Origin of the sequence: Kitasatospora indigofera (genome assembly GCF_014655955.1) — a bacterium.
GTDB lineage: Bacteria > Actinomycetota > Actinomycetes > Streptomycetales > Streptomycetaceae > Kitasatospora > Kitasatospora indigofera.
In genome coordinates this window covers 18,686-41,412 of sequence record NZ_BNBO01000019.1, presented here as the reverse complement: position 1 = coordinate 41,412, position 22,727 = coordinate 18,686, and the positions used below count along the sequence as shown (strand labels likewise).

The following is a 22,727-nucleotide window of genomic DNA, read 5'->3' as shown; positions in this document are numbered from 1 at the left end:
CCCGAGGGGTTTCCCAGGTGACGACCACCGCTGTGCCCGCCGAATCGCCCATCGAGCCGCTGCCCTTCCGCGACACCACGCTCGCGCTGCGGACACGCGTCGGGGACCTGCTCGCCCGGCTCACCCGGGAGGAGCGGATCGCCATGCTGCACCAGTACTCCCCCGCCGTCCCCCGGCTCGGCGTCGCGGCCTTCCGCACCGGCACCGAGGCCCTGCACGGAGTCGGCTGGCTGGGCGCCGCCACCGTCTTCCCGCAGGCCGTCGGCCTCGGCGCGACCTGGGACGAAGAGCTGGTCCACGAGGTCGCCACCGCGACCGGCACCGAACTGCGCGCCTTCCACCACCACCGCGCACCGGCCGCCGGGGAGGGCCGGATCAGCCTCCAGGCCTGGGCCCCCGTGGTGAACCTGCTGCGCGACCCGCGCTGGGGCCGCAACGAGGAGGGCTACGCCGAGGACCCGCTGCTCACCGCCCGGCTGGCCGACACCTTCTGCCGGGGCCTCGCCGGCGACGACCCGGACCACCTGCGCACCGCGCCGGTCCTCAAGCACTTCCTCGCCTACAACAACGAGGACGAGCGCTGCGTCACCTCCTCCGGGCTGCGCCCCCGCGTCCTGCACGAGTACGACCTGGCGGCGTTCCGCACCGCCGTCGCCGCAGGTTCCGCGACCGGCGTGATGCCGGCCTACAACCTGGTCAACGGCCGCCCCTGCCACGTCAGTCCGCTGATCGAGGCCGAGCTGCGCCGCTGGGCCCGGCCGACCGGCCACGAGCTGTTCGTCTGCAGCGACGCCGAGGCGCCGTCCAACCTGGTCGACCCGGAGGAGTACTTCGAGGACCACGCGCAGTCCCACGCCGCCGCGCTGAAGGCCGGCGTCGACAGCTTCACCGACCACGCCGACGACCCGGGCACCACGATCGCCCGGATCACCGAGGCGCTGGAGCGCGGCCTGCTCACCGAGGAGGACATCGACCGCGCGGTCGGCCGCCAGCTCTCGATCCGGTTCCGGCTCGGCGAGTTCGACCCCGAGTCGGACCCGTACGCCGGCACCGGGTGGAGCGTCGTCGACTCCCCCGCGCACCGCCGGCTCGCGCTGCGCGCGGCCACCGAGTCCGTCGTGCTGCTCCGCAACGAGCGGGGGCTGCTGCCGCTGGCCCCCGCCGGGGGCCGGCGCGTCGCCGTGCTCGGCCCGCTCGCCGACTCGCTCTTCGAGGACTGGTACAGCGGCACCATGCCGTACCGGGTCACCGTCGCCGCCGGGCTCGGCGCCGCCCTCGGTGCCCGCGGCGGCGAGGTGCTCCGCACCGAGGGCGTGGACCGCGTCGCGCTGCGCGCCGCCTCCACCGGCGGACTGCTCGCCGTGCCCGCCGGCGACCCGACCGGGCCGATCGGCACCACCGAGGCCGACGGGAAGCCCGGTGACGAGGCCTGCTTCGACCTCTTCGACTGGGGCAACGGCGTCCTGACGCTGCGCAGCGCCGCCTCCGGCCGCTACGTCACCCTCAAGGACGCCGGCCTCGGGCTCGCCGCCGACCAGACCCAGCCGAACGGCTGGGACGTCCACGAGACCTTCCGGCTGGAGCCGCAGGAGGACGGCACCGAGCTGCTCCGCAACGTCCACAACGGCGCGTACGCGGTCGTCGACCCGGTCACCGGGCTGGTCACCGTCTCGGCCGCCGGACCGGCCGCCGCCGAGCGCTGGACCAGGACCGTCGTCCGCGACGGCGCGGCCGAAGCGCTGGCCGCCGTCCGCGCGGCGGACACCGCCGTCGTCGTCCTCGGCAACGACCCGCACATCAACGGCCGGGAGACCCAGGACCGCGCCGACCTGCGGCTGCCGCCGGCCCAGGAGGCGCTGCTGCGCGCCGTCGCCGCCGAGTGCCCCGACACCGTGCTGGTGCTGATGAGCAGCTACCCGTACGCCGTCGACTGGGCGCAGGCCAACCTGCCGGCCGTGCTCTGGACCTCGCACGGCGGGCAGGAGACCGGCCGCGCGCTGGCCGCCGTCCTGCTCGGCGACAGCGATCCCGCCGGGCGGCTGCCGCAGACCTGGTACCGCGGCGACGAGCCGCTGCCGGAGCGCCTGGACTACGACATCATCAAGGCCGGCTGGACGTACCAGTACCACCGGGGCGCACCGCTCTACCCGTTCGGGCACGGGCTCTCCTACACGTCCTTCGACTACCGCGCGCTCACGGCCGAGCCGGCCGGCGACCGGATCGCCTGCAGCGTGGAGGTCACCAACTCCGGCACCCGCGCCGGGGTGGAGACCGTGCAGCTGTACACCCGGGCGCTCGACGCCCGGTACGAGGCGCCGTCGCTGCGGCTCGCCGACTACCGCAAGCTGCGGCTGGCACCCGGCGAGCGCCGGCGGGTGGAGTTCACCGTGCCGCTGTCGGCACTGGCGCACTGGGACGTGGCCGAGGGCCGGTTCACCGTCGACCCGGGTGCCTACGAGATATTGGCGGCCCGCTCGGCCGGGGCGGTCGAGCTGTCCGTCCCGTTCACCGTCGACGGGCCGGAGCCCGGCCCGCGCCGGGTGACCGGGCGGAGCGTCCGGGCGGCCGACTTCGACGACCACGCCGGCGTCACCCTGGTCGACGCCGAGCGCACCCACGGCGACGCCGTCAGCCCGCTGGCGGGCGCGACCGGCCGGCTGCTCTTCCGGGCGGCCGAACTGCCGGACGGGCCGGCGTCCTTCAGCGCGGAGGTGTCACGCACCGGGCCCGGCGCCGCGGTGCTGGAGCTGCGCACCGGCGACCCGGAGAGCGGGCCGCTGCTGGCGCGCCTCTCCGTGCCGTCCACCGGCGGGCGCTACGCCTGGGCCACGGTCACCGCCGAGTTGCCGGCCGGCCCGGGCGGGGTGCACGACCTGTACCTGGTGCTGCGCGGCGAGCAGCGGCTGGCGTCGTTCACGCTGGACCGCCGCTGACCCAGGACCGGTGGCGGTGCCCCCGGCCGGTTGCCGGCCAGGGCACCGCCGCGCCGGGCGCCGCGCCGGGCACCGCCGCCGGCGCGGGGACCACCGGCGCGGGCGCCGTCGTGCCAGGCGTCGTGCCAGGCGTCATGCCAGGCGTCGGCGGACCAGCTCCAGGTCCTCCGCCGGGAGCGCCTCGGCGTCCAGCAGCAGGGGCAGCAGGCCGGGTTCGAGGGTCAGCGCACGGAAGGCCACGGCGACCGTCACCCCGTGGGCCGGGCGCCGGACGACGGCCACCGGGTCACCCGCGCTGATCTCGCCGGGCTCGATCACCCGCAGGTAGGCCCCCGGCCGGACGGCCCGGGTGAACTCCTTGATCCAGCCCGGGCGTTCCAGCCGGCCCTGGAAGGTCGCGCAGGGAATCCGCGGGCAGGAGACCTCCAGGACGACGTCCGCCCCGATCCGCCAACGCTCGCCGATCAGGGCGCCGTTGACGTCCAGGCCGGTGGTGGTGAGGTTCTCGCCGAAGAGACCGTCGGCCAGCGGCCGGCCCAACTCGCCCTCCCAGTGGTCGAGATCCTCCCGGGCGTAGGCGTACACGGCCTGGTCGGCGCCGCCGTGGTGCTTCACGTCGTACGCCCGGTCGCCGGCCAGGCCGACCGCTCCGGTGCCCTTGGGGCCGGGCGCCGCGACGGCCACCGGGCCGGCCACCGGACGCTTGTCGATGCCGGTCGCCCGCAGGCCCTTCCACGGGTTGGGCATGGGTACGCCGACGTTCACGGAGAGCAGCTGCATGCTCCGACGGTACGCCTCGCCCGCGGTCGGGGCGAGGCGGTTTCCCCCGCCCCGACCACCGGGTCAGAGCCCGTCGAAGACCACCGCCTCCGCCGTCCCGGCCGCCAGGACGAGGCTGCGCCGGGCGCCCCGGCAGTGCACGTCGAGGGTCTGGCCGACCGCGGAGCGGAGCACCGCCCGTACCGTGCCGGCGGGCAGGTCCCAGGCCAACTCCTCGACGGTGACCCGGCCCTGGCAGGTGACGCCGCGTACGGTGCCGCGGGCCAGCTCGGCCGGCAGCGCCGGGAGCAGGTCGAGCCGGCCGGGCCGGGCGTCGACCAGGAGCTCCAGCACCAGCCCAGGGAGGGTGATGGCGGCGTCCGCGTTGTAGATCTCCAGGCCCGGGTTGTGCGAGCTCATCAGCGAGCGGAACAGCATGTCGCCGCCGAGGATCTTCAGCAGGTTGGCGCGGGCCAGGCCGGCGTCCCGCAGCCGGGCCGCGGCCAGCGCGCGGTGCAGGCTGCCGTGGGCGGAGAGGTTCTCGTCGCCGCGCCCGGCCAGCGCGCGGTGGGCCGCCTCGGCCAGCTCCGGGCTGGTGTCGCGGGTGATCTCGTGCAGCGGCCAGACCGGGTAGAGGTGGCTGACGTGGCGGTGGTCGAGGTTGCCGTCCAGACCGGGCCAGGCCCATTCGGTGAGCCGGCCGGCCGGGTTGACCAGGTACGGCGGGAACCGCGGCAGCAGGGCCCGCCAGCGGGCGACGGCCGCCGGCTCCACGGCGAGGTGCTCGCAGACCTCGATGGCGCTCTCCAGCGCGTGCCGGCCCGCCGCGACGTCCATCACGGCGTTCACGGAGGCGGAGCCGGCCACGCCCTCGGGGGCGATCTCCGGGGAGTAGGAGGGGACGAAGACGACATGGCCCCGGTCGTCGGTGCGGGTCAGGAAGTCCTCGAAGAACTCGGCCGCCTCGATCAGCCAGCCGGCCAGCTCCGCGCGCAGGAACTCGTCGTCGCCGGTGGTGCGCCAGTACTCGTGCAGCGGGTGCAGCAGCCAGTCCGCGCCGGCCAGCCAGGCGGGCCACGGCCAGTCGTCGTCCAGGTGGAACAGGTGACCGGCGGCGCCGGTGAGGTCCAGGGCGGCGCGGCGGTAGGCCGGGGTGTGCAGGGCGGTGTGGGCGGCCAGCAGGGTGTCGTAGTCGGCGGGCAGCAGGTCGAGCGCCCGCTGCAGCGCGGCCGTCCGCCGGCCGGGGTCCTCGTGGCGGTCGAGCTTGCCGAGCAGCAGGACGCGCCGGGCGCCGCGCAGGATCAGTACGTCGCCGTCGGTGTCGATCCGGGCGCCGGGCGCGTGCACCAGCAGCACGGCCTCGAACCCGTACGCGCCGAGCCCCGGCGGGTAGGTGGCACGGGCGTTGAGCAGCGCCCGCCCGGGGCCCAGGCCGGCGGCGGTGCACCGGTGCCGGACGTCCTCGGGGCAGCCGGGCAGGTCCCCGGTGAGGCGCAGCCGCAGTTCGGCGGCCGGGCCGGTGAACTCCTGCACGACGACGGCGTCCGCGCGGGAGACGAAGGAGCGCCGCCGCCAGGGCCCGGCGTCGTCCTGCCAGTCGACGGTGATCTCGCCGGTGTCGAAGCCGGTGCGGCGCAGGTAGTCGCGGACCGGCCCGTGGGCGGGGGTGGCGATCTCCAGGGCGTGGCCGGGGTGGAAGGACTGGGTCCAGCGGAGCTCCTCGCCGCCGGCCCAGATCCGCTGGGCCTCGGGGGCGCGGCCGGCCAGGACGAGGTCGCGGATCTCCTCCAGCCGGTCGGCGGTCTCGGCGGCGCGCAGGTGGCGGGTGCCGTTCGGCAGGACGTAGCGGTGGTGGTTGAGCACGACGCGCTCGCGGTGCGGACCGCCCTCCACCATGATCCCGTACTCGCCGTTCCCGGCCAGGAAGGCGTCCTCCCAGCGGGCCGCGGGGGCGGTGTCGTGGATCGCGTGGCTGCCGCGAACGTCGTTGGTGTGCAGGGGATTCACGGATGCTGCTCCTTCTGCGGCTCTCCCGGCGGGCTCACGGCGGGGCTCATCGCGGGGCTCGCGGCATCCTAGTTTGTTGCCCGCCCGTCCGAATAGATGTCGAAGCGCGTCGAAGCCTGTCACCGCCCTTGACGGGCGCCTGTGCCCGGTCAACCATGGGAGCGCTCCCACATCTTGGCCCCCTCTGTGCTCCCGCCTCCCCACCCGACCGGCCCCCACCGCCGGCCCGCCCCGAGGAGTTCACCACCCCATGCTCACCACCCGTTCCAGAGCCGCACTCACCGCCGTGGTGGTCAGTTGCGGCCTGGCCCTCACCACGATGACCGGCCTCGGCGGCACGGCCGCCGCCGCGCCCGACGCCGCCACCGCCGACTCCTACACCTGGAGCAACGCCAGGATCGACGGCGGCGGCTTCGTCCCCGGCATCGTCTTCAACCAGACCGAGAAGAACCTGGTGTACGCCCGCACCGACATCGGCGGCGCCTACCGCCAGGACCCGGCCACCAAGAAGTGGATCCCGCTGCTGGACTCGGTCGGCTGGGACGACTGGAACCTCACCGGCGTGGCCAGCCTCGCCACCGACCCGGTGCAGACCAACCGCGTCTACGTCGCCGCCGGCATGTACACCAACAGCTGGGACCCCAACAACGGCGCCATCCTGCGCTCCACCGACAAGGGCGCCACCTGGGCCCGGACGGCGCTGCCGTTCAAGATCGGCGGCAACATGCCGGGCCGGGGCATGGGTGAGCGGCTCGCCGTCGACCCGAACAACGACAAGGTGCTGTACTTCGGCGCGCCGAGCGGCAACGGCCTCTGGCGCAGCACCGACTACGGCGTCACCTGGGCGCAGGTCACCGCCTTCCCCAACCTCGGCCACTACGCGCCCGATCCGAGCGACACCAACGGCTACCTGAGCGCCGAGCAGGGCGTCCTCTGGGTCACCTTCGACAAGAGCTCGGCCGCGGCCGGCGCGACCACCCGGACCATCTACGTGGGGGTCGCCGACAAGGACAACAGCATCTACAAGTCGGCCGACGGCGGCACGACCTGGACCCGCGTGGCCGGCCAGCCCACCGGCTTCCTGCCGCACAAGGGCGTGCTCGACCCGGTCAACGGCTACCTCTACATCGCCACCAGCGACACCGGCGGCCCGTACGACGGCGGCAAGGGCGACATCTGGCGGTACGCCACCGCGACCGGCGTCTGGACCAGGATCAGCCCGCTGCCCTCCACCGACTCCGGCGCGTACTTCGGCTACAGCGGCCTGACCATCGACCGCCAGCACCCCAACGTGCTGATGGCGACCGGCTACAGCTCCTGGTGGCCGGACACCCAGATCTACCGGAGCACCGACTTCGGGGCGACGTGGAAGCCGATCTGGGAGTACAGCTCCTACCCGACCCGGGTGGACCACTACACCATGGACGTCTCCAGCTCCCCCTGGCTGACCTGGGGCGCCAACCCGAGCCCGCCGGAGGAGACCCCGAAGCTGGGCTGGATGACCGAGTCGCTGGAGATCGACCCGTTCAACTCCGACCGGATGATGTACGGCACCGGCGCCACCCTCTACGGCACCGAGAACCTCACCGGCTGGGACGCCGGCAGCAAGATCACCATCAAGCCCGTCGTCCAGGGCCTGGAGGAGACCGCCGTCAACGACCTGATCAGCCCGCCGACCGGCGCCAACCTGCTCAGCGCGCTCGGTGACATCGGCGGGTTCCGGCACACCTCGCTCACCACCGTGCCCGCGATGATGTACACCTCGCCCAACTTCACCACCAGCACCAGCCTCGACTACGCCGAGGCGAACGGGAACATGGTGGTGCGCACCGGCAACCTGGACAGCGGCAGCACCAGCAAGCGGATCGCCTTCTCCAACGACAACGGCGCCAACTGGTACCAGGCGAACAGCGAGCCCGCCGGCACCACCGGCGGCGGCACCGTGGCACTGTCGGCGGACGGCGGCCGGGTGCTCTGGGCGCCGGACGGCGGCGCGGTCTCCAGCTCCGCCTTCGGCGGCAACTCCTGGACGGCCGCCACCGGCGTGCCCGCGGGTGCCCGGGTGGCCTCCGACCGGGTCAACCCGAAGAAGTTCTACGCCTTCTCCGCCGGGAGGTTCTACACCTCCACCGACGGCGGCCTGACCTTCACCGCCGGTGCGGCCACCGGCCTCCCGGCCACCGGCAACGTCCGCTTCAAGGCACTGACCACCACCGAGGGCGACGTCTGGTTCGCCGGCGGCACCACCGGCGCCGGCGCGGCCTACGGCCTGTGGCACTCCACCGACTCGGGGGCGACCTTCACCCGCGTCGCGGCGGCCGACCAGGCCGACAGCATCGGCTTCGGCAAGCCCGCCCCCGGCCGGACCTAACCCGCGCTCTACACCAGCGCGAAGATCAACGGCGTCCGGGGCATCTTCCGCTCGGACGACGCCGGGGCGAACTGGACCAGGATCAACAACGACTCCCAGCAGTGGGGCTGGACCGGCGCCACGATCACCGGCGACCCCCGGGTCTACGGCCGGGTCTACGTCGGTACCAACGGGCGCGGCATCATCGTCGGCGACACCAGCAGCACGCCGCCGAGCCCGACGGCGACCGCCTCCCCCTCTGCGACGGCCACCACGACCCCGACCACCTCCACCAGCCCGACCGCGACCAGCTCGCCGACGGCCACCACCAGTCCGACCGCGACCGGTTCACCCACCGCCACCACCAGCCCGACCGCGGGCGGGAGTTGTGAGATCACGTACGCGGTCGCCAGCCAGTGGGGCGGCGGCTTCGGCGCCAACGTGACCGTGAAGAACACCGGCTCCACCGCGCTCACCGGGTGGACGGTCAAGTGGGCCTACGCCAACGGCCAGCAGATCACCTCGCTGTGGAACGGCGCCTGGACCCAGACCGGTGCCAACGTCGCGGTGAGCAACCTGGGTTACAACGGCTCGCTGGCGGCCGGGGGCGGCAGCACCTCCTTCGGCTTCAACGGCAGCTGGACGGGCAGCAACACCAGCCCGACCGCGGCCACCCTCAACGGGACGGCCTGCACCGTGAAGTGACCGTGAGGACGGTCCGGTCCGGCCCGGGTGGGAGCCTCCGCCCCCGGGCCGGACCGGCCGTCACGGACGCGGGCCCGCCGGGAGACTCCCGACCAGCCGGTACAGGCCGGGTGTCGGTTCGAGTCCGAGTTCCCGGCGCAGCCGCCGACTGTAGTGCTCGAATGCGTGCAGCGCCTCGGACGGGTTGCCCTCCGCCAGGTGGGCCCGGATCAGACAGGCCTGGCCGCTCTCCCGCAGCGGGTCCGCGTGCACGGCCGCCCGCGCGGCGGCGACGGCCTCGGCGTACCGCCCGGCCGCCACCAGCCGCTGCCCGAACGCCTCCAACGCGTGTAACCGCAGTTGGCGCCAGTCCTCGGCCTCCGTCAACGCCCAGTCGTCGTACCAGCCGGGCAGCAGGTCCGCGGAGAGGACCTCGACGACCTCAAGGCCCGGCTCCGGCCCCTCGGCGGAGTTCCGGGGGTTGAGGACGTCGCGGGCGGTCCGCCGGGCCCGGTGGAGGTCGACCTCGACGTCGTCCGCCAGGCGTACCTCCGCGGGGCCGATCTCCAGCGCCCGCCGTCCCTCGGTGCGCAGCCGGACCAGGGCCGAGCGCAGGTTGGCACCCGCACAGCGTTCGGGAGCCTCGGGCCACAGGGTGCCCGCGATCAGTGTCCGGGGGACGGCAGCCTGACAGCGCAGCGCCACGAAGGCCAGCACGTGCTGCGACCCCACCGGCACGGTGACCGGCTGCCGGCCGGCCCGCAGGGCGAAGCCGCCCAGGAGGGTGATGTGCACACCGGCCGCTGCCCCGCCCGGCGCCGGCCGCTGCGGACGCGCCGGCCGGGAGGGGACCGGCGCCCGGCCGGTCATGGCCGCCGGGCCCGCGGGGAAGAACCGCCGGAAGGTGCCGGGCACCGCGGTCCTGGCGACCCGGACCGGTGTCCGCGACGAACCGGACGGAACGCGGCCATGTGATCATCTCCCGGACCCGGACAGGCCGGTGCCCCGATGCTCTCCGTACACGGCCGGTCGCCGTGCAGCTTGCCCCTCCAGTCTCTGACTCCCTCCGGCGGAGGTCAAAGCGCCGCCGTCCGGCCCGGCCCCGCGCGGCGGGACCGGGCCGGGTGAGGTCGGGCCGAAGGGGCGGGACCGGGCCGGGTGAGGTCGGGCCGAAGAGGCGGGACCCACGGGGCTCAGGCCCCGATGCCCGTCGGTCGCCGAGCCCGTCAGTGGTGGCCGCCCCCTCCCCAGTGCCGACCGTCGCCGCCACCGCCGCCGCGGCCACCCCAGTGCCCCTCGCCGCCGTGCCGCCACCCCTGGCCGCCGTCCTGGCCGCCCCCGTCCTGACCGGCCGCCCGGCCGTCCGGTTCCCGGGTCACCTCGACGACCACTTCGGCGGACCCGTCCACGGCCGGTGCGCCGGCCGGCGACGGCACCACTCCCGGAGGCAACTGGGGCAGCACCTCCACCAGCCAGGCGAACAGCTGCATTCCGTTCACCGTCACCTTGACGGAGGCGGCGTCGGCGCTCTGCTCCACCTGCCGGCCCAGCAGGGAGAACGGGCCGAAGGCGATCGAGCCCTCGACGGTGTCCAACTGCTCCCGCGACCAGGAGCCGGCGATCGTCACATTGCGCACCAGCACCATGCCCACGGGCAGGCCCCACGGCGGAGCCTGCCCGCCGGAGGGGCCGGGCCCCAGCGAGGCGGCCGGGAACCCGGGCAGTTCCCAGCCCGTGCTGTGCAGCAGCAGACCGTCCCACCAGGGGCGGCTCAACTGCACCTGGGAGTATTCGAAGGTCACCGCCAGCGAGGTGCCGGCGGCGGACCGTCCGACCGTGCTCCGGTCCAGCTCCCGGGCCGCCCGGACGACCAGCAGCGGGTCGAGCAGTTCGGGCCCGGCCGGTTCGGCCGCCACCTGCGGGGTTCCGGACTCCTGGAGCAACTGCGCCACGTCCGGGCGGTCCAGCAGTCTCAGCCTGCTGAGCCCCACGGTCGGATCCTGCTCCTGCGGCGGGTCCGGGAAGGCGATCCGCACCAGGGTGGACGGGTCCAGGGTGCGCGCGACGGCGGCCTCGCCCTCCGCCCCGTCCGGCGCCGCGGCCACGGACTGCGAGAGGTCCTGCATGCTCGCCTCCGAGAGCACTCGCCACTGCCACGGTGCCGGCGCGCCCGGATCGGCCTCGCCGGAGCCGGCGGGGCCGGACGCGGTGTGCTGGTCGGCGGACCACGAGAACGACGTCCACCCCAGCCCGTCCGGCGCACACCACGACTTCGGGGTGGCCACCACGGTGTGGGGGTCCCCGGTGTAGCGCTGCTCCGCGTCACCGCGCAGCCGCCCGTAGACGGCCGCCTCCTCCGCGGTGCCGGTTGCCCGGCCGCCGAGCAGCAGGCCGAACAGTCCGCTGGCCGTGACCGTCCCGGAGTGGAAGTCACCGCCCACCAGCTCGCCCACCGTGTCGGCCACCAGGCCGAGCTGGATCCCGGCCCGGACGGGCTCGACCTCGGTGGTTCCGGGCCGCAGGTAGTCCGCGGGGTCCAACGGGGTGGGGATGGGCTGGAAGGCCAGCACCGTCCCGCCGCCGTCGGGCACCAGTGCCTTGAAGCGGTCACGCACCGCGTCGGCGAGGGTGTCCGCGTCGGTTCCGGCGGTCCCGGCCGCCGGGCTCAGGGTGTCGGACATCGCGCGGCCCTACTTCTGCTCGGCAGGCAGCTGCGGGTCGTCCTCGGGCGGACAGGACGGCACGATCTCGCTGATCCAACCGACGATCTGCGTCCCCGAGATGGTGAGGGTCTCCCCGTCGAAGTCCCAGCTCCACTCGGAGGAGTCGTCCGTGGAGCCGGAGGACGCACTGTCCGCGTGCTGCTCGGAGCTGCTGTGGGAGGCGCTGCCGCCGAACCCCAGGAAGCCGACGCTGCCGCTCTGGCTGTCGGCGTGCTGCTCGGTGTCCGCCCGCCAGTCGTCGTGCGCCTTGTGCAGGGTGTCCGAGTCGCTGCCCCAGCTGTCGGCGTGGATCTTCACGTCCCGGACGACCAGGAACTGGAGGGGGATGGAGGGCATCAGGTGGTGCTCGTCGTGCTCCTGGCCCTCGACGCTGCCGGTGCTGATGCTGTCCTTGCGGCCGCCGACCAGGTACCAGTTCTCCATGTGGAACAGGTCCGAGAGCAGCCAGGGCCGCTCGATGGTGCACAGGCCCCACTCGACGTCGATGGTGACGTTCTTCGCGTCGCTGTGGAACTGGTAGGTCCGGTTCTCGTCGCCCTGCCCGTCACCGTGCGTGCCGGCCTCGCTGTGGGACCCGGATCCGCCGATGGTCAGGCCGGGCACCCAGGGGACCGGCACCGTGGCGCCGGCGCTCACCGAGGACGACTCCGCGGAGGAGAAGTTGTGGCTGAACCGGTCGGTGTGCGTGGAGTTGAATTCCGATGCCTTCTGCTGGGTCACTTCCAGCCGGGTGAAGCCGATCTCCTTGTCCCGGTGGTCGTACCAGGTCGTCGGCGAGATCCGGGCGTAGGCCACGGGGGACGGGACCCCGGCGATGCCGAGGTTCCAGGCGTCGAAGAGCTTGCGCGCCTGCGCGATCATGTGGGCCTGCACGCTCCGGCCGACCGACTGGATCACGTCCAGCGCGGCTTCGACCTGCGCCGCCCCTGCGGTCTGGAAGTCGTCCCAGGCGTTGTTGACCTTGGTCTGGTAGAACACCGAGTCCTGGGGCCAGGACTCCGCCTTGGCGGGGTCGGCCATGGCCGACGTCTGGGCGTCGTTGAAGTCCTTCTTGGCCTGGGCGAACGCCAACGAGTTGTTCTGGTAGTTCTTGAAGGCCGGGGTCTTGCCGGTGATCTGGCCGTCCGCGTCCATCACGTACAGCACCTTGTTGGCCGCGTCGATGCGCTGCTGGACGTCCGGGGCGGGCGGCGCGGTGGCCTTGGGCTGCATCGCGTTGATGATGGCGTTCCACATGACGCTCAGTGAACGGCCGGTCGGGAACGGCTGGTACGTCCCGTCGTTGGTGACCTCCAGCAGTTCGTCGACGAGCAGGGTGGTGTTGAAGGCCGCGTCGATGGCCCGGCGGAACTTCGGGTCCGGTTGCGGCTTGGCGGGCGGCGGCGGGGGCGTCGGGGCCGCCGGGGCCGCTCCGGCCGCCACCGCGGGGGTGACCGGCGCGACCGTGGTGGCCGTGGTGCCCGCGGGGACCTCGGCCTGCAGAGTCGCACCGCCGGACGGCGACCACGGGTCGGCGAACTCGCGTACGTCGATCGGTCGGCCGACCCTCATCTGGGAGTACACCACCTGGTTGACCGGCTTGCCGTCGGTGCGGACGGGCTGGCCTCCCAGCACCTTGTCCACCAGCTGGTCGAGAATGTCCATCACTGCTTGGCCGATCTCGTTCATGTCGGTCTCCGAAGATCTCCGGTGTCCGCCGTCACTCGGTGCCGGTGACGCCGATCTGCATGTGGATGTGGTTGCGGTGCGCCTCGCGGCCGTGCTTGGTGCCCGGTGCGCTGGTCGGGTGGTCCGGATGCATCACGAAGCTGCCCTCCCCGATCGAGGTCGGTGTGTCCGCGTCGTCCGGCCGGTCGGAGCGGTCCTGCCACTCGGAGGCGATGAACGCGTAGGTGTCGCGGAAGAACCCCGCGGCGAACTGGTCGGCGTTGGGATCGTCGAGCCGGTAGCCCACGGCGGAGCCGGTGTCCGGCGGCCAGTCACCGTCCGGGGTGGACTCGGTCTTCGCGGTGCCCCAGTCGTCGAACACGGTCAGCGCGAACTCACCGCCGTCCGCGTTGCCCTTCACACCCGCGAAGTCAACGGCGCGCCCTTGGCCGTGGCAGTCGACGCGCGGACTGCCGTCCTGGTTGGTCCCGCCGCCGTCGATGCCCAGGTGGTACAGCTCGAAGACGCCGAAGGTGCTCCTCAGCCACTGGCACAGGCGGACCAGCGCGAGGGCGTTGCGCGGGTCGAGCCGGTCGGGCGCGTTGCCTCCGCGCGGTTGGAGGGAGGGACTGCGGCTGCCGGAGGGCAGGTAGCGGATCACCACGCCGGCGACGTTGCCGTCACTCGGTGTCCCGGTGTCCGGGTCCAGGCCGTCGAGGCTCACCTGGTTCGCGTCGGCGGAGCCTTCGAGCTTGATCACCCCGTTCGCGGCGAGGTCCGCCAGCTCGGCGAAGGCTTCGTCCTTGCTCAGGAAGCGCGCGGGTCCGGTCATGTCGGTTCTCCTGTTCCGGTGGCACGCCGCTCCGCCGGAGCGGGCGTGCGGTCGGGGCGGGTCGGGTCGGGTGGAGTCGGGAAGTCGGGAAGTCGGGGAGTCGGGGAGTCGGGGCGGGTCCGCCGGGCCGACAGGCCTCACCGGACGGCCTGCTGCCGGGTGTTACCGCGGGACGGTGCAGGCGGGCCTGCTCACGGCCGCGCCTGCTCGTGCGCGTCCCCGGGTGCGGCGGGTGGTGCCGAGCGGCTGGCGCGGACGGATCGGCCGGGAGCGGCCGCGTCCGCGCGGGCCGGGCGCGGCGGTGGTCGGGCGCGGCGGCGGTCGGGATGTGCGTCGCGCCCGCGGTCGGGCTGTTCGTCGGGCTGGCGGCCGGGCTGGTGGCCGGGCTGGTGGCCGGGCTTTCGTCACGCTGTGTGTCGATGCCGAACACCGCGGTTGCCTCCAGGCTCGCAACCCGGTGCGACCACAACGTGACGGCAGCGCGACGCCCCCTCCCCACCCAGCAGCAACGGGCGGGGACCGCGGGGACAATCGCCCCGGCACTTCGAACAGTCTTGGGCCGGGCGGTGCGGGCCCGGCACGGTGCCTTCCTCCAAGATGCGACTCCGTCGGCAAACAACCAGGTCAAGTGCCTCACAAGCGCCGTTAAAGTGACCCGGCATCACTCGTACGGATGAGTTTCAACAGGCGGGGGACATCATGACGGACCGGCGCAGCGTGCTCAGAGCGAGCAGCCTCGCGGTGATGGCACTGGCCGCGCAGATCGGTGCCGGGGCGGCGTCCGCCGCCACGGCCGGACACAGCGGCACGAACGGCACGAGCGGCAACGGTGCGGGCGGCAGTGGTCCGGCCGGAGCGGTCCCGGTCAGGCCCGCCGACGCGCTGGCCCGGCTGAAGGCGGGGAACGCCGACTGGGTCGCCGACCGCTCGGCGCACCCGGACGCCTCGTCCACCCGGCGCCGCGACCTCGCCACCCACCAGGAGCCGTTCGCGGTCGTCTTCTCCTGCATCGACTCCCGGGTGCCGCCGGAGCTGGTCTTCGACCAGGGCCTCGGCGACCTGATGGTGATCCGGACCGCCGCCCACACCCACGACGGCCTGGTGACCGGCAGCCTGGAGTACGGCCCGGCCGAACTCGGCGCTCCCTTGCTGGTCGTCCTCGGCCACCAGCGCTGCGGCGCGGTCACGGCCGCGGTGAAGTCCTTCCGCGACGGCGTGCGCCTGCCCGGCCACCTCGCCGACATGGCCCGCGACCTGCGCGCCCCGTACGAGGAGGCCCGCCGCCGGGGCGCCGCCCCCGAGCAGCTGGTCGAGGCGACGATCCGGGCGCAGACCCGGCGGACCGTGGCCGGACTGCGGTCGGACCGGCTGCTGCGCCCGCTGGTCGCCGCCGGGACGCTGCGGGTGGTGGGCGCGTACTACTCGCTGGACACCGGTGAGGTCACCTTCTCGGACTGACGGCCGCACGGGGCCCGGGCCGGACGGGTCCGGCGCCCGGCCGAGCGGCGGCGGACCGGCGAGCGGTCAGGAGCCGGCGAACGGCCGGGAGGCGGCGGGCGCGTCCAGCCGGGCGCGCAGCCACGCGGCCTCGCGGGCAGTCAGGTTGGGGTCGGCCAGCTTGGCCGTGACCATCTCCTGGAGCCGGGGGCCGGGGTCGGTGCCGGAGGCCCGCCGGGCTGCCCGCAACAGCAGTCCCCGCCCGAACCGGGCCGCCAGGCCTGGCACTTCCGCGCTGCCGACGGTCACCAGGGTCATCGCCAGGTCGGCGGCCGGGTCGCCGGCGGCGGCGTTGCTCCAGTCGATCACCACCGGGCCGGCGGCAGTCATGACCACGTTGCTCGGGTGCAGGTCCAGGTGCAGCACCCGGTCGGTACCGGGGCCGGCGCTCTCGGCCGGGAACCGCGCGGGCAGCCAGTCCGGCGCCTCGATCGCGTGCAGCCGGTCGTGCAGGCCGCCGAGCAGCCGGCCGAACGCGCCGACCCGCCAAGGGGTCCGGCCCAGCGCCTCGGTCATCGTCGGCCCGGTCAGCCGGTCCAGGACGAGATCGGTGTCGGTCACCTCGTGGACCTGCGGCACCGGGTACCCGCGGGCGGCGAGGTACGTCATCAGCCGTGCCTCCAGCCGGGTCGGCCCCCCGCCCCGGTAACGCCTCAACACCCTTGCCCCGTCGAGCGCGTAGACGTCCGCGTCCCGGCCCCGCGCGATCAGCTCCATGCGATCTGCTCCATGGGAGCAGTCTGCCGGGGCGGCCCGCCGCGCACCGGGAAATCGCCCCGGTCCGCCGCCGGACGCGCCGGTGCCTCAGCCCTGTTGCGCGTCGTACGCCCGGCGCGCGCGGTCGACCTGCCCGATGTTCTGCTCGGCCCACCGGGTCACGGCGTTCAGGACGGGCAGCAGGCTCTGTCCCAAGGGGGTGAGTTCGTAGTCCACCCGTACCGGTACGGCCGGGGTGACCGTGCGCGAGAGGAGGCCGTCGCGTTCGAGGTGGCGCAGTGTCTGGGTGAGCATCTTCTGGCTCGCGCCGGGGATCGACCGGGCCAGCTCCCCGTAGCGCTGCGGGCCTTCGGCCAGTTCCTTGAGGACCAGGCCGACCCACTTGTCGCCCATCCGGTCGAGCAGCCGGTTGGTCGGGCAGGCGGCGAAGCCGGCCCGGTACGCGTCCCGGGCCTCGGCGCGGGCATCGGCGGCGGTGCGGGCGGTCATGGCATCCCTTCGGGTACGCAGGCCACTTGGAAGTGCCTACTCCCCCGCAACCGTAGCGCCGCCTAACGTCGTCGGGGACGAAGCGGTCCGGGCGCACCGGGCCCGGTACGACCAAGGGGAGAACACGCCATGACGACCATCGCCGTCCTCGGCTCCGGCACCGTGGCCCGGACCCTCGCCGGCAGACTGACGGACGGCGGGCGCGAGGTCGTCGTCGGCTCCCGCGACCCCCGGCGGGCCGCCGGGCGCTGGGCCGGCTCCGGGGTGCGCCTGACCGGCCTGGCGGAGGCGGCGGATTCGGGCGCGCTGGTGGTCAACGCCCTGCCGGGGCCGGTCTCGGTGGAGGTGCTCGGCGGCCTGGCGGCCCAGCTGGCCGGCAAGGTCCTGGTCGACGTGGCCAACGCCACCGACTCCGACGCCCGGGGCTTCGCGTCGGGGCTCAGGTACCCGGGCGGCAGCCTCGCCGAGGAGATCCAGCGGGCGCTGCCCGATGTCCGGGTGGTGAAGACCCTCAACACCATGCACGAGTCGGTGATGGCCGATCCCGCCGGCCTGGCCACGCCGCCCACCGCGTTCCTGTCCGGCGACGACGCCGAGGCGAAGAAGGCCGTCGGCGGCCTGCTCGGCGAGCTGGGCTGGCCGGCGGACTGGATCATCGACCTCGGGGGCGTGGAGAGCGCCCGGGCGCCCGAGGCCTTCGTCCTGATGGTCGGTGGGCTCGTCGGCGCGCTCGGGCCGGTGCCGTTCGGCCTCTCCGTGGCCCGGTGAGACCGCGCGACGGGCCACCGCCTGACGTGCTGACGTGATCAGCCCCGGATCCGCCGGCCGCTCAGCGGCTCCGGCGGATCCGGGGCGGTCGACGTGCGGTCAGGCCTGCCACCAGTCGTCGAGCGGCGTGACCGGGACGGCCCGCTTGTGCCGGGTCGCGAAGTAGATGGACTCCAGCTTCTCCGCCACCTCGGGAGCGACCTCGGCGCCCTCCAGGTAGTCGTCGATCTGGCTGTACTTCAGGCCGAGCGCCACCTCGTCCGGCAGCGCGGGCCGGTCGTCCTCCAGGTCGGCGGTCGGCACCTTCTCCCAGACGCTCGGCGGGGCACCGAGCTCCGCCAGCAGGGCGGCACCCTGCCGCTTGGTGAGGCCGGTCAGCGGGGTGATGTCGACACCGCCGTCGCCGTACTTGGTGAAGAAGCCGGTCACCGCCTCGGCCGCGTGGTCGGTGCCCACCACGAGCATGCCCAGCTGACCGGCGATCGCGTACTGGATCACCATCCGCTCACGGGCCTTGATGTTGCCGCGCACGAAGTCCCGCAGCACGGGCTCGCCGCCCAGCAGCTCCTGCAGGCCGAGGGCCGCCTCGGCGGAGACCGCGTCCGCGCTGGGCTTGACGTTCACCGCGACCGAGCGGTCGGGCCGGATGAACTCCAGCGCGATCTGCGCGTCGTGCTCGTCCGCCTGGACGCCGTAGGGCAGCCGCACGGCGACGAAGGTGGCCTCGGCCCCCTCGGCCCGCAGCTCCTCGGCCGCGAGCTGGCACAGCTTGCCGGTCAGCGAACTGTCCTGGCCACCGCTGATCCCGAGGACGAATCCCTTGGTCGAGGTCGCCCGCAGGTACGCCTTGAGGAAGTCGACCCGTTGCCGGATCTCGACCTTGGGCACGATGGCCGGCTTCACGCCGAGCTCGGTGAGGATCTGCTCCCGTTGGATCGCCATCCGGCCACTGTACCGGCCGGAATCGGACCGGCGAAAGATCGGTCCGATGCCCGGGCCGGCCACCGCGCGGGGCGGACGCCCAGGTCAGCCGCACGGCGGCCGGGCCGCCCGTCCCGCCGTCCCGGAGGGTGTTCAGTCGAGGCAGAACTCGTTGCCCTCGACGTCCTGCATCACGATGCAGGACTCGTTCTCCTCGTCGGCGAACAGCGTCCGGACGTGCACCGCGCCGAGCGCGACCAGCCGGGTGCATTCGTCCTGCAGCGCGGCCAGGCGCTCCGCACCCACGAGGCCGGTGCCGACCCGCACGTCCAGGTGGACCCGGTTCTTGACGACCTTGCCCTCGGGGACGCGCTGGAAGTACAGCCGCGGGCCCTCACCGGAGGGGTCCTTGGCGACGGACCACGCACCTCGCCGCTCAGGCGGCAGCGAGGCGTTGTACTCGTCCCAGCTCGCAAAGCCCTCCGGCGGCGGCGGTACGACGTACCCCAGCGCCTCGCACCAGAAGCGGGCGACGCGCTCGGGCTCCGCGCAGTCGAAGGTGACTTGGACCTGCCTGATCGTTGACATCGGCACACCATAGCAAAGCGGCCATCGGCTCAATTCGCGCTGGTCATCAGCACATTGGTCGATGGACCACTCGTGGGAACCGGCTTCGGGCGCCGGCCGGGAACTCCCGCCTTCGCCCCGGCGACGAACGCCGGTCACGCTGCTTCCGGGAGGACCGGAGCCGGGCCGCCCGGGTCGTCGGAGTCGCCCGGCGCAACGTGATCCTGACGACTCGTCACCCGGGGCCCCGGCCCGGCTCCGGCCGCCGGCGGAGTAGCTCGGCGCTCCCCGGTCGCGCCACCGGACGGCCCCGGACGGTCGCGCCACCGGACGGCCGGGGCCCCAGGAAGCCCTGCGGCTGCCCCCGCGCTCGGCGCCGTGCAGGGCCGACGGGCCCCGACGTCTCCTCGCCCGCCCGGAGGCGGACCGGTTCGACGCGGGGCCGATCCGGTGCGAGGGCGGCCGAGCCTCGCGCTCCGGCCGGGCGGCCGGGTGCACCGCGCCCGGATCGGCCCCGCCGGGTCTCCCGCCTCGCGGAAGCCGGCCCCACCCGCCTCGTCGCACGGGATGACGTTCATTCGAACATATCTGTGTTAGAAATGATCCATGGGAGTAGCCAATCGTCTGGACCTGACCCTGCGCCTGGTGCAGAACTCCGAGCGGGTGTCCGTCTCGGAGCTCTCGCAGCGCCTCGGGGTCTCCGAAATGACCGTCCGCAGGGACTTGGACGCGCTGGAAGGACAGGGTCTGGTCCAACGGGTGCACGGTGGCGCCGTCGCCACCCGCTCGCGGGAGGACGGCGCCGGATTCGTCGCCCGTGAGCCGTGGCAGGCCGCCACCAAGGACCGGCTGGGGGCCGCCGTGGCCGCGATGATCGAACCGGGCTCCCGGGTGCTGCTGGACGCGGGCAGCACGACGGTGCACGTGGCGCGGCACCTGGTCGACCGGGCGCCGCTGACCGTGGCCGTGCTCAGCCTCCAGGCCGCCGTCGGCCTGGCCGACCGGCCGGGGATCGACCTGCTGGTGGTCGGCGGCCGGTCCCGGCCCGGGGAGCGGTCCTTCGTCGGCCCGCTGGCGCTGCGCACCCTGGAGTCGCTGGCCTTCGACTGCTACGTGCTCTCCATCGGCGGCGTGCACGCCGAGTACGGGTGGTCGGAGTTCTCGCTGGACGACGCGGCGGTCAAGCAGGCGGCCCTCGCCCAGGCCGGCAGGACGATCGCGGTGGCGGACGCCACCAAGCTCGGGGTCCGCGCGTTCAGCCGGGTCGCCGGGCTGGACGCGGTGGACACCTTCGTCACCGACACGGCGGCCAAGGACGCCGCCACCCACCCGAACGGCCCGCAGACCCTGGCCGCGCTGCGCGAGGCCGGCGTCCACACCGTCCTGGCCTGATCCCGCGGGGCCTCCGCCGCCCCACCGCCCCGCTCCGCCCCGCTCCGCCCCCGAGGAGAACCCGGCATGACCCCCGCACCACGCCCGCTGATGATCCTGGTCGCCGGCCCGTACCGATCGGGCACCGGCGACGACCCCGCCAAGCTGGACGCCAACGTCCGGGCGATGAACGAGACCGCGCTGGCGCTCTTCCGGGCCGGGCACCTGCCGGTCACCGGCGAGGCCCTCGCCCTGCCCCTGCTGGAGACGGCCGGCAGCGCCGGCCCCGGCGACCCGCTGTTCGAGGAGATCTTCCACCCCGTCGCGGAGCGGCTGCTCGCCCGCTGCGACGCCGTCCTGCGGATCGGCGGCCCGTCCGAGGGCGCCGACCGGATGGTCGCGCAGGCCCGCGCGCAGGGGGCGGACGTCTACACCGCCGTCCACGAGCTCCCGGCCGCCCGATGACGGCCGGCGTCGACACCCCGGACCGGCGCGGCCGCACCGGCCTGGACCGGCACGGCCGCGATCTGACCGGCAACCCCGGCGTACGGATCGAGCAGGTGGAGGTGCTCTCCTGCGACTGGTACGTACTGCGGAAGACCACCTTCGAGTACCGCCACCGGGACGGCCACTGGAGCCGGCAGCAGCGCGAGACGTACGACCGGGGCGACGGCGCGACCGTGCTGCTGTACGACGCCGGGCGGCGGACCGTCCTGCTGACCCGCCAGTTCCGGCTCCCCGCCTACGTGAACGGGCACCCGGACGGGATGCTGGTCGAGACGGCCGCCGGACTGCTGGACGGCGACAGCCCCGAGGAGGCCGTCCGGCGGGAGGCCGCCGAGGAGACCGGGCACACGGTGGGCACGCCCGAACGCGTCTTCGCGGCCTGGATGAGCCCAGGCTCGGTGACCGAGCGGCTGCACTTCTTCGCCGCCCCCTGCAGCCGGGCGACCGCGACCGACGCGGGCGGCGGGATCGCCGCGGAGGGCGAGGACATCACCGTGCTGGAGCTGCCCTTCGAGGAGGCCCTGGCGATGATCCGCAGCGGCGCGATCGCCGACGCCAAGACCATCATGCTGCTGCAGTGGGCCGCCCTGGACGGGCCGTTCCGCCGCCGCCCGGCCGAGGCCTGAGGCCTCCGCCGGGCGGCCGGGTCGCACCGCGCCGGCTCAGCGCGCGCCGAGCAGGTGCTCCATGGCGAGCTGGTCGAGCTGCTCGAAGGCCATCCCGCGCCCGGCGGCGGCCTCGACGTCGAAGTCCTCGAAGGCGGTCCGGTCGGCCAGCAGGCCGGCCAGGCCCTCGCCCTCGGCCACGGTGGGCAGCGCGAGCTGGTCCAGCCGGGCCGCGCGCAGGGCCTGCTGCACCTCGGGGTCGGCGCGGAAGGCGAGCGCGCGCTCCTTGAGCATCAGGTAGTTGGCCATGCAGCCGGCCGCCGAGGCCCAGACGCCGTCGAAGTCCTCGGTGCGCGGCGGCTTGAAGTCGAAGTGGCGGGGGCCGGTGTAGCCGGCCGATTCGAGCAGGTCGACCAGCCAGAAGGCCTGCCGCAGGTCGCCCGCGCCGAACCGGAGGTCCTGGTCGTACTTGATGCCGGACTGACCGTTCAGGTCGATGTGGAAGAGCTTGCCGGACCACAGGGCCTGGGCGATGCCGTGGCTGAAGTTGAGCCCGGCCATCTGCTCGTGTCCGACCTCGGGGTTCACGCCGACCAGCTCCGGGTGCTCCAGCCGGTCGATGAACGCCAGCGCGTGGCCGATGGTGGGGAGCAGGATGTCGCCGCGGGGCTCGTTGGGCTTGGGCTCGATCGCGAACCGCAGGTCGTAGCCCTGCTCCAGGACGTAGTCGCCGAGCAGGTCGAAGGCCTCCTTCATCCGGTCCAGCGCCACCCGGACGTCCTTGGCCGCGCCGGACTCGGAGCCCTCGCGCCCGCCCCAGGCGACGTAGACCTCGGCGCCCAGTTCGGCGGCCAGGTCGATGTTGCGGACGGTCTTGCGCAGCGCGTAGCGGCGGACGTCGCGGTCGTTGGCGGTGAAGGCGCCGTCCTTGAAGACCGGGTGGGTGAACAGGTTGGTGGTGGCCATCGGGACCTTCAGGCCGGCCGTGTCCAGGGCCTGGCGGAACCGCTTGACGTGGGCCTCGCGCTCGGCGTCGGTGGAGCCGAAGGGGATCAGGTCGTCGTCGTGGAAGGTCACGCCGTAGGCGCCGAGCGCGGCCAGCCGCTCGACCGAGGTGACCGGGTCGAGGGCCGGCCGGGTGGCGTCGCCGAACGGGTCGCGGCCCTGCCAGCCGACCGTCCAGAGGCCGAAGGTGAAGCGGTCCTCGGGGGTGGGGGTGAGGGCGGCGGGGGCGGTGCGGTGGGTGCTCATCAGCGGGCTCCTGGCGGCTCTGGCGGAGGGTCGCCGCGCCCGCGACGGGGCGGGTGCGGCGGGGGTGGGGGTACGGCGGCGGTGGGGGTGGTGCGGGGT

At 74.1% G+C, this 22,727-nt stretch carries 17 protein-coding genes and 1 pseudogene; 7 read left to right on the top strand and 11 right to left on the bottom strand.

Translation table 11 applies throughout. The features are described 5' to 3' along the window. The first annotated feature begins 17 nt into the window (after positions 1-17). Positions 18-2,933, top strand: a complete 2,916-nt coding sequence (locus IE329_RS18110) for a glycoside hydrolase family 3 C-terminal domain-containing protein (RefSeq protein WP_229927548.1) — start codon at positions 18-20, stop codon at positions 2,931-2,933. A 132-nt stretch (positions 2,934-3,065) separates the two neighbouring features. Here IE329_RS18110 and IE329_RS18105 read toward each other — a convergent pair whose 3' ends face one another. Both IE329_RS18105 and IE329_RS18100 read right to left on the bottom strand, forming a co-directional pair. Then, a complete protein-coding gene (locus tag IE329_RS18105) occupies positions 3,066-3,713 on the bottom strand; it encodes an MOSC domain-containing protein (protein ID WP_190211942.1) in 648 nt (215 codons plus the stop codon). Between the two features lie 63 nt (positions 3,714-3,776). Continuing rightward, a complete protein-coding gene (locus tag IE329_RS18100; protein WP_229927547.1) occupies positions 3,777-5,699 on the bottom strand; it encodes a glycosyl hydrolase family 95 catalytic domain-containing protein in 1,923 nt (640 codons plus the stop codon). 319 nt (positions 5,700-6,018) lie between these two features. Here IE329_RS18100 and IE329_RS18095 point away from each other — a divergent pair. Beyond that, positions 6,019-8,754: pseudogene (locus IE329_RS18095) on the top strand (cellulose binding domain-containing protein). A 60-nt stretch (positions 8,755-8,814) separates the two neighbouring features. On the opposite strand, the gene IE329_RS18090 reads toward IE329_RS18095, so the two are convergent. From IE329_RS18090 to IE329_RS18075, 4 genes are all read right to left on the bottom strand, one after another. Then, positions 8,815-9,528: an AfsR/SARP family transcriptional regulator gene (locus tag IE329_RS18090; protein ID WP_268257292.1), complete on the bottom strand. Its 714-nt coding sequence runs from the start codon at positions 9,526-9,528 to the stop codon at positions 8,815-8,817. A 431-nt stretch (positions 9,529-9,959) separates the two neighbouring features. Then, positions 9,960-11,414 (bottom strand): hypothetical protein, encoded by a 1,455-nt coding sequence (locus tag IE329_RS18085; RefSeq protein ID WP_190211941.1) that lies wholly within the window; start codon positions 11,412-11,414, stop codon positions 9,960-9,962. Between the two features lie 9 nt (positions 11,415-11,423). After that, positions 11,424-13,124, bottom strand: a complete 1,701-nt coding sequence (locus IE329_RS18080) for a hypothetical protein (protein ID WP_190211940.1) — start codon at positions 13,122-13,124, stop codon at positions 11,424-11,426. A 31-nt stretch (positions 13,125-13,155) separates the two neighbouring features. Continuing rightward, the gene (locus tag IE329_RS18075) at positions 13,156-13,935 is read right to left on the bottom strand and encodes a hypothetical protein (protein WP_190211939.1); all 780 of its coding nucleotides are present in this window, start codon (positions 13,933-13,935) and stop codon (positions 13,156-13,158) included. Positions 13,936-14,634: 699 nt separating this feature from the next. Here IE329_RS18075 and IE329_RS18070 point away from each other — a divergent pair. After that, the gene (locus tag IE329_RS18070; protein WP_190211938.1) at positions 14,635-15,393 is read left to right on the top strand and encodes a carbonic anhydrase; all 759 of its coding nucleotides are present in this window, start codon (positions 14,635-14,637) and stop codon (positions 15,391-15,393) included. A 66-nt stretch (positions 15,394-15,459) separates the two neighbouring features. Here the strand turns inward: IE329_RS18070 and IE329_RS18065 are convergent, their stop codons facing one another. Together IE329_RS18065 and IE329_RS18060 are read right to left on the bottom strand one after the other, a co-directional pair. Then, positions 15,460-16,149, bottom strand: a complete 690-nt coding sequence (locus IE329_RS18065) for a phosphotransferase (RefSeq protein ID WP_190211937.1) — start codon at positions 16,147-16,149, stop codon at positions 15,460-15,462. An 87-nt stretch (positions 16,150-16,236) separates the two neighbouring features. Further along, entirely contained in the window at positions 16,237-16,638 is a 402-nt protein-coding gene (locus IE329_RS18060) for a winged helix-turn-helix transcriptional regulator (protein ID WP_190211936.1), read from the bottom strand. A gap of 129 nt (positions 16,639-16,767) precedes the next feature. Between IE329_RS18060 and IE329_RS18055 the strand changes: the two genes are divergently transcribed. Beyond that, entirely contained in the window at positions 16,768-17,406 is a 639-nt protein-coding gene (locus tag IE329_RS18055; RefSeq protein WP_190211935.1) for an NADPH-dependent F420 reductase, read from the top strand. Between the two features lie 99 nt (positions 17,407-17,505). Here IE329_RS18055 and nadE read toward each other — a convergent pair whose 3' ends face one another. Both nadE and IE329_RS18045 read right to left on the bottom strand, forming a co-directional pair. Further along, positions 17,506-18,348 carry an ammonia-dependent NAD(+) synthetase gene (gene nadE / locus IE329_RS18050; protein ID WP_190211934.1) on the bottom strand — a complete coding sequence of 281 codons (843 nt, stop codon included), beginning with the start codon at positions 18,346-18,348 and terminating at the stop codon, positions 17,506-17,508. Positions 18,349-18,480: 132 nt separating this feature from the next. Then, positions 18,481-18,915: a VOC family protein gene (locus IE329_RS18045; protein ID WP_190211933.1), complete on the bottom strand. Its 435-nt coding sequence runs from the start codon at positions 18,913-18,915 to the stop codon at positions 18,481-18,483. A gap of 585 nt (positions 18,916-19,500) precedes the next feature. On the opposite strand from IE329_RS18045, the gene IE329_RS18040 reads away from it, so the two are divergent. From IE329_RS18040 to IE329_RS18030, 3 genes are all read left to right on the top strand, one after another. Further along, on the top strand, positions 19,501-20,286 hold the full coding sequence (locus IE329_RS18040; RefSeq protein ID WP_190211932.1) for a DeoR/GlpR family DNA-binding transcription regulator: 786 nt from the start codon (positions 19,501-19,503) through the stop codon (positions 20,284-20,286). 66 nt (positions 20,287-20,352) lie between these two features. Further along, positions 20,353-20,730, top strand: coding sequence for a DUF4406 domain-containing protein (locus IE329_RS18035; protein WP_190211931.1), 378 nt, complete (start codon positions 20,353-20,355; stop codon positions 20,728-20,730). Further along, complete coding sequence (locus tag IE329_RS18030; RefSeq protein ID WP_190211930.1) at positions 20,727-21,398, top strand: NUDIX domain-containing protein; 672 nt, start codon at positions 20,727-20,729, stop codon at positions 21,396-21,398. The genes IE329_RS18035 and IE329_RS18030 overlap by 4 nt, the downstream gene beginning before the upstream one ends. A gap of 36 nt (positions 21,399-21,434) precedes the next feature. Here IE329_RS18030 and xylA read toward each other — a convergent pair whose 3' ends face one another. Then, positions 21,435-22,628 carry a xylose isomerase gene (xylA, locus tag IE329_RS18025; protein ID WP_190211929.1) on the bottom strand — a complete coding sequence of 398 codons (1,194 nt, stop codon included), beginning with the start codon at positions 22,626-22,628 and terminating at the stop codon, positions 21,435-21,437. Between the last annotated feature and the right edge of the window lie 99 nt (positions 22,629-22,727).

Bases quoted from the DNA above. Each gene is read 5' to 3' on its own strand.
- IE329_RS18035 (WP_190211931.1), top strand. From the start codon at position 20,353: ATGACCCCCGCACCACGCCCGCTGATGATCCTGGTCGCCGGCCCGTAC.
- IE329_RS18085 (WP_190211941.1), bottom strand. From the start codon at position 11,414: ATGTCCGACACCCTGAGCCCGGCGGCCGGGACCGCCGGAACCGACGCG.
- nadE (WP_190211934.1), bottom strand. From the start codon at position 18,348: ATGGCGATCCAACGGGAGCAGATCCTCACCGAGCTCGGCGTGAAGCCG.
- IE329_RS18075 (WP_190211939.1), bottom strand. From the start codon at position 13,935: ATGACCGGACCCGCGCGCTTCCTGAGCAAGGACGAAGCCTTCGCCGAG.
- IE329_RS18060 (WP_190211936.1), bottom strand. From the start codon at position 16,638: ATGACCGCCCGCACCGCCGCCGATGCCCGCGCCGAGGCCCGGGACGCG.
- IE329_RS18080 (WP_190211940.1), bottom strand. From the start codon at position 13,124: ATGAACGAGATCGGCCAAGCAGTGATGGACATTCTCGACCAGCTGGTG.
- xylA (WP_190211929.1), bottom strand. From the start codon at position 22,628: ATGAGCACCCACCGCACCGCCCCCGCCGCCCTCACCCCCACCCCCGAG.
- IE329_RS18070 (WP_190211938.1), top strand. From the start codon at position 14,635: ATGACGGACCGGCGCAGCGTGCTCAGAGCGAGCAGCCTCGCGGTGATG.
- IE329_RS18105 (WP_190211942.1), bottom strand. From the start codon at position 3,713: ATGCAGCTGCTCTCCGTGAACGTCGGCGTACCCATGCCCAACCCGTGG.
- IE329_RS18045 (WP_190211933.1), bottom strand. From the start codon at position 18,915: ATGTCAACGATCAGGCAGGTCCAAGTCACCTTCGACTGCGCGGAGCCC.
- IE329_RS18055 (WP_190211935.1), top strand. From the start codon at position 16,768: ATGACGACCATCGCCGTCCTCGGCTCCGGCACCGTGGCCCGGACCCTC.
- IE329_RS18030 (WP_190211930.1), top strand. From the start codon at position 20,727: ATGACGGCCGGCGTCGACACCCCGGACCGGCGCGGCCGCACCGGCCTG.
- IE329_RS18040 (WP_190211932.1), top strand. From the start codon at position 19,501: ATGGGAGTAGCCAATCGTCTGGACCTGACCCTGCGCCTGGTGCAGAAC.
- IE329_RS18065 (WP_190211937.1), bottom strand. From the start codon at position 16,149: ATGGAGCTGATCGCGCGGGGCCGGGACGCGGACGTCTACGCGCTCGAC.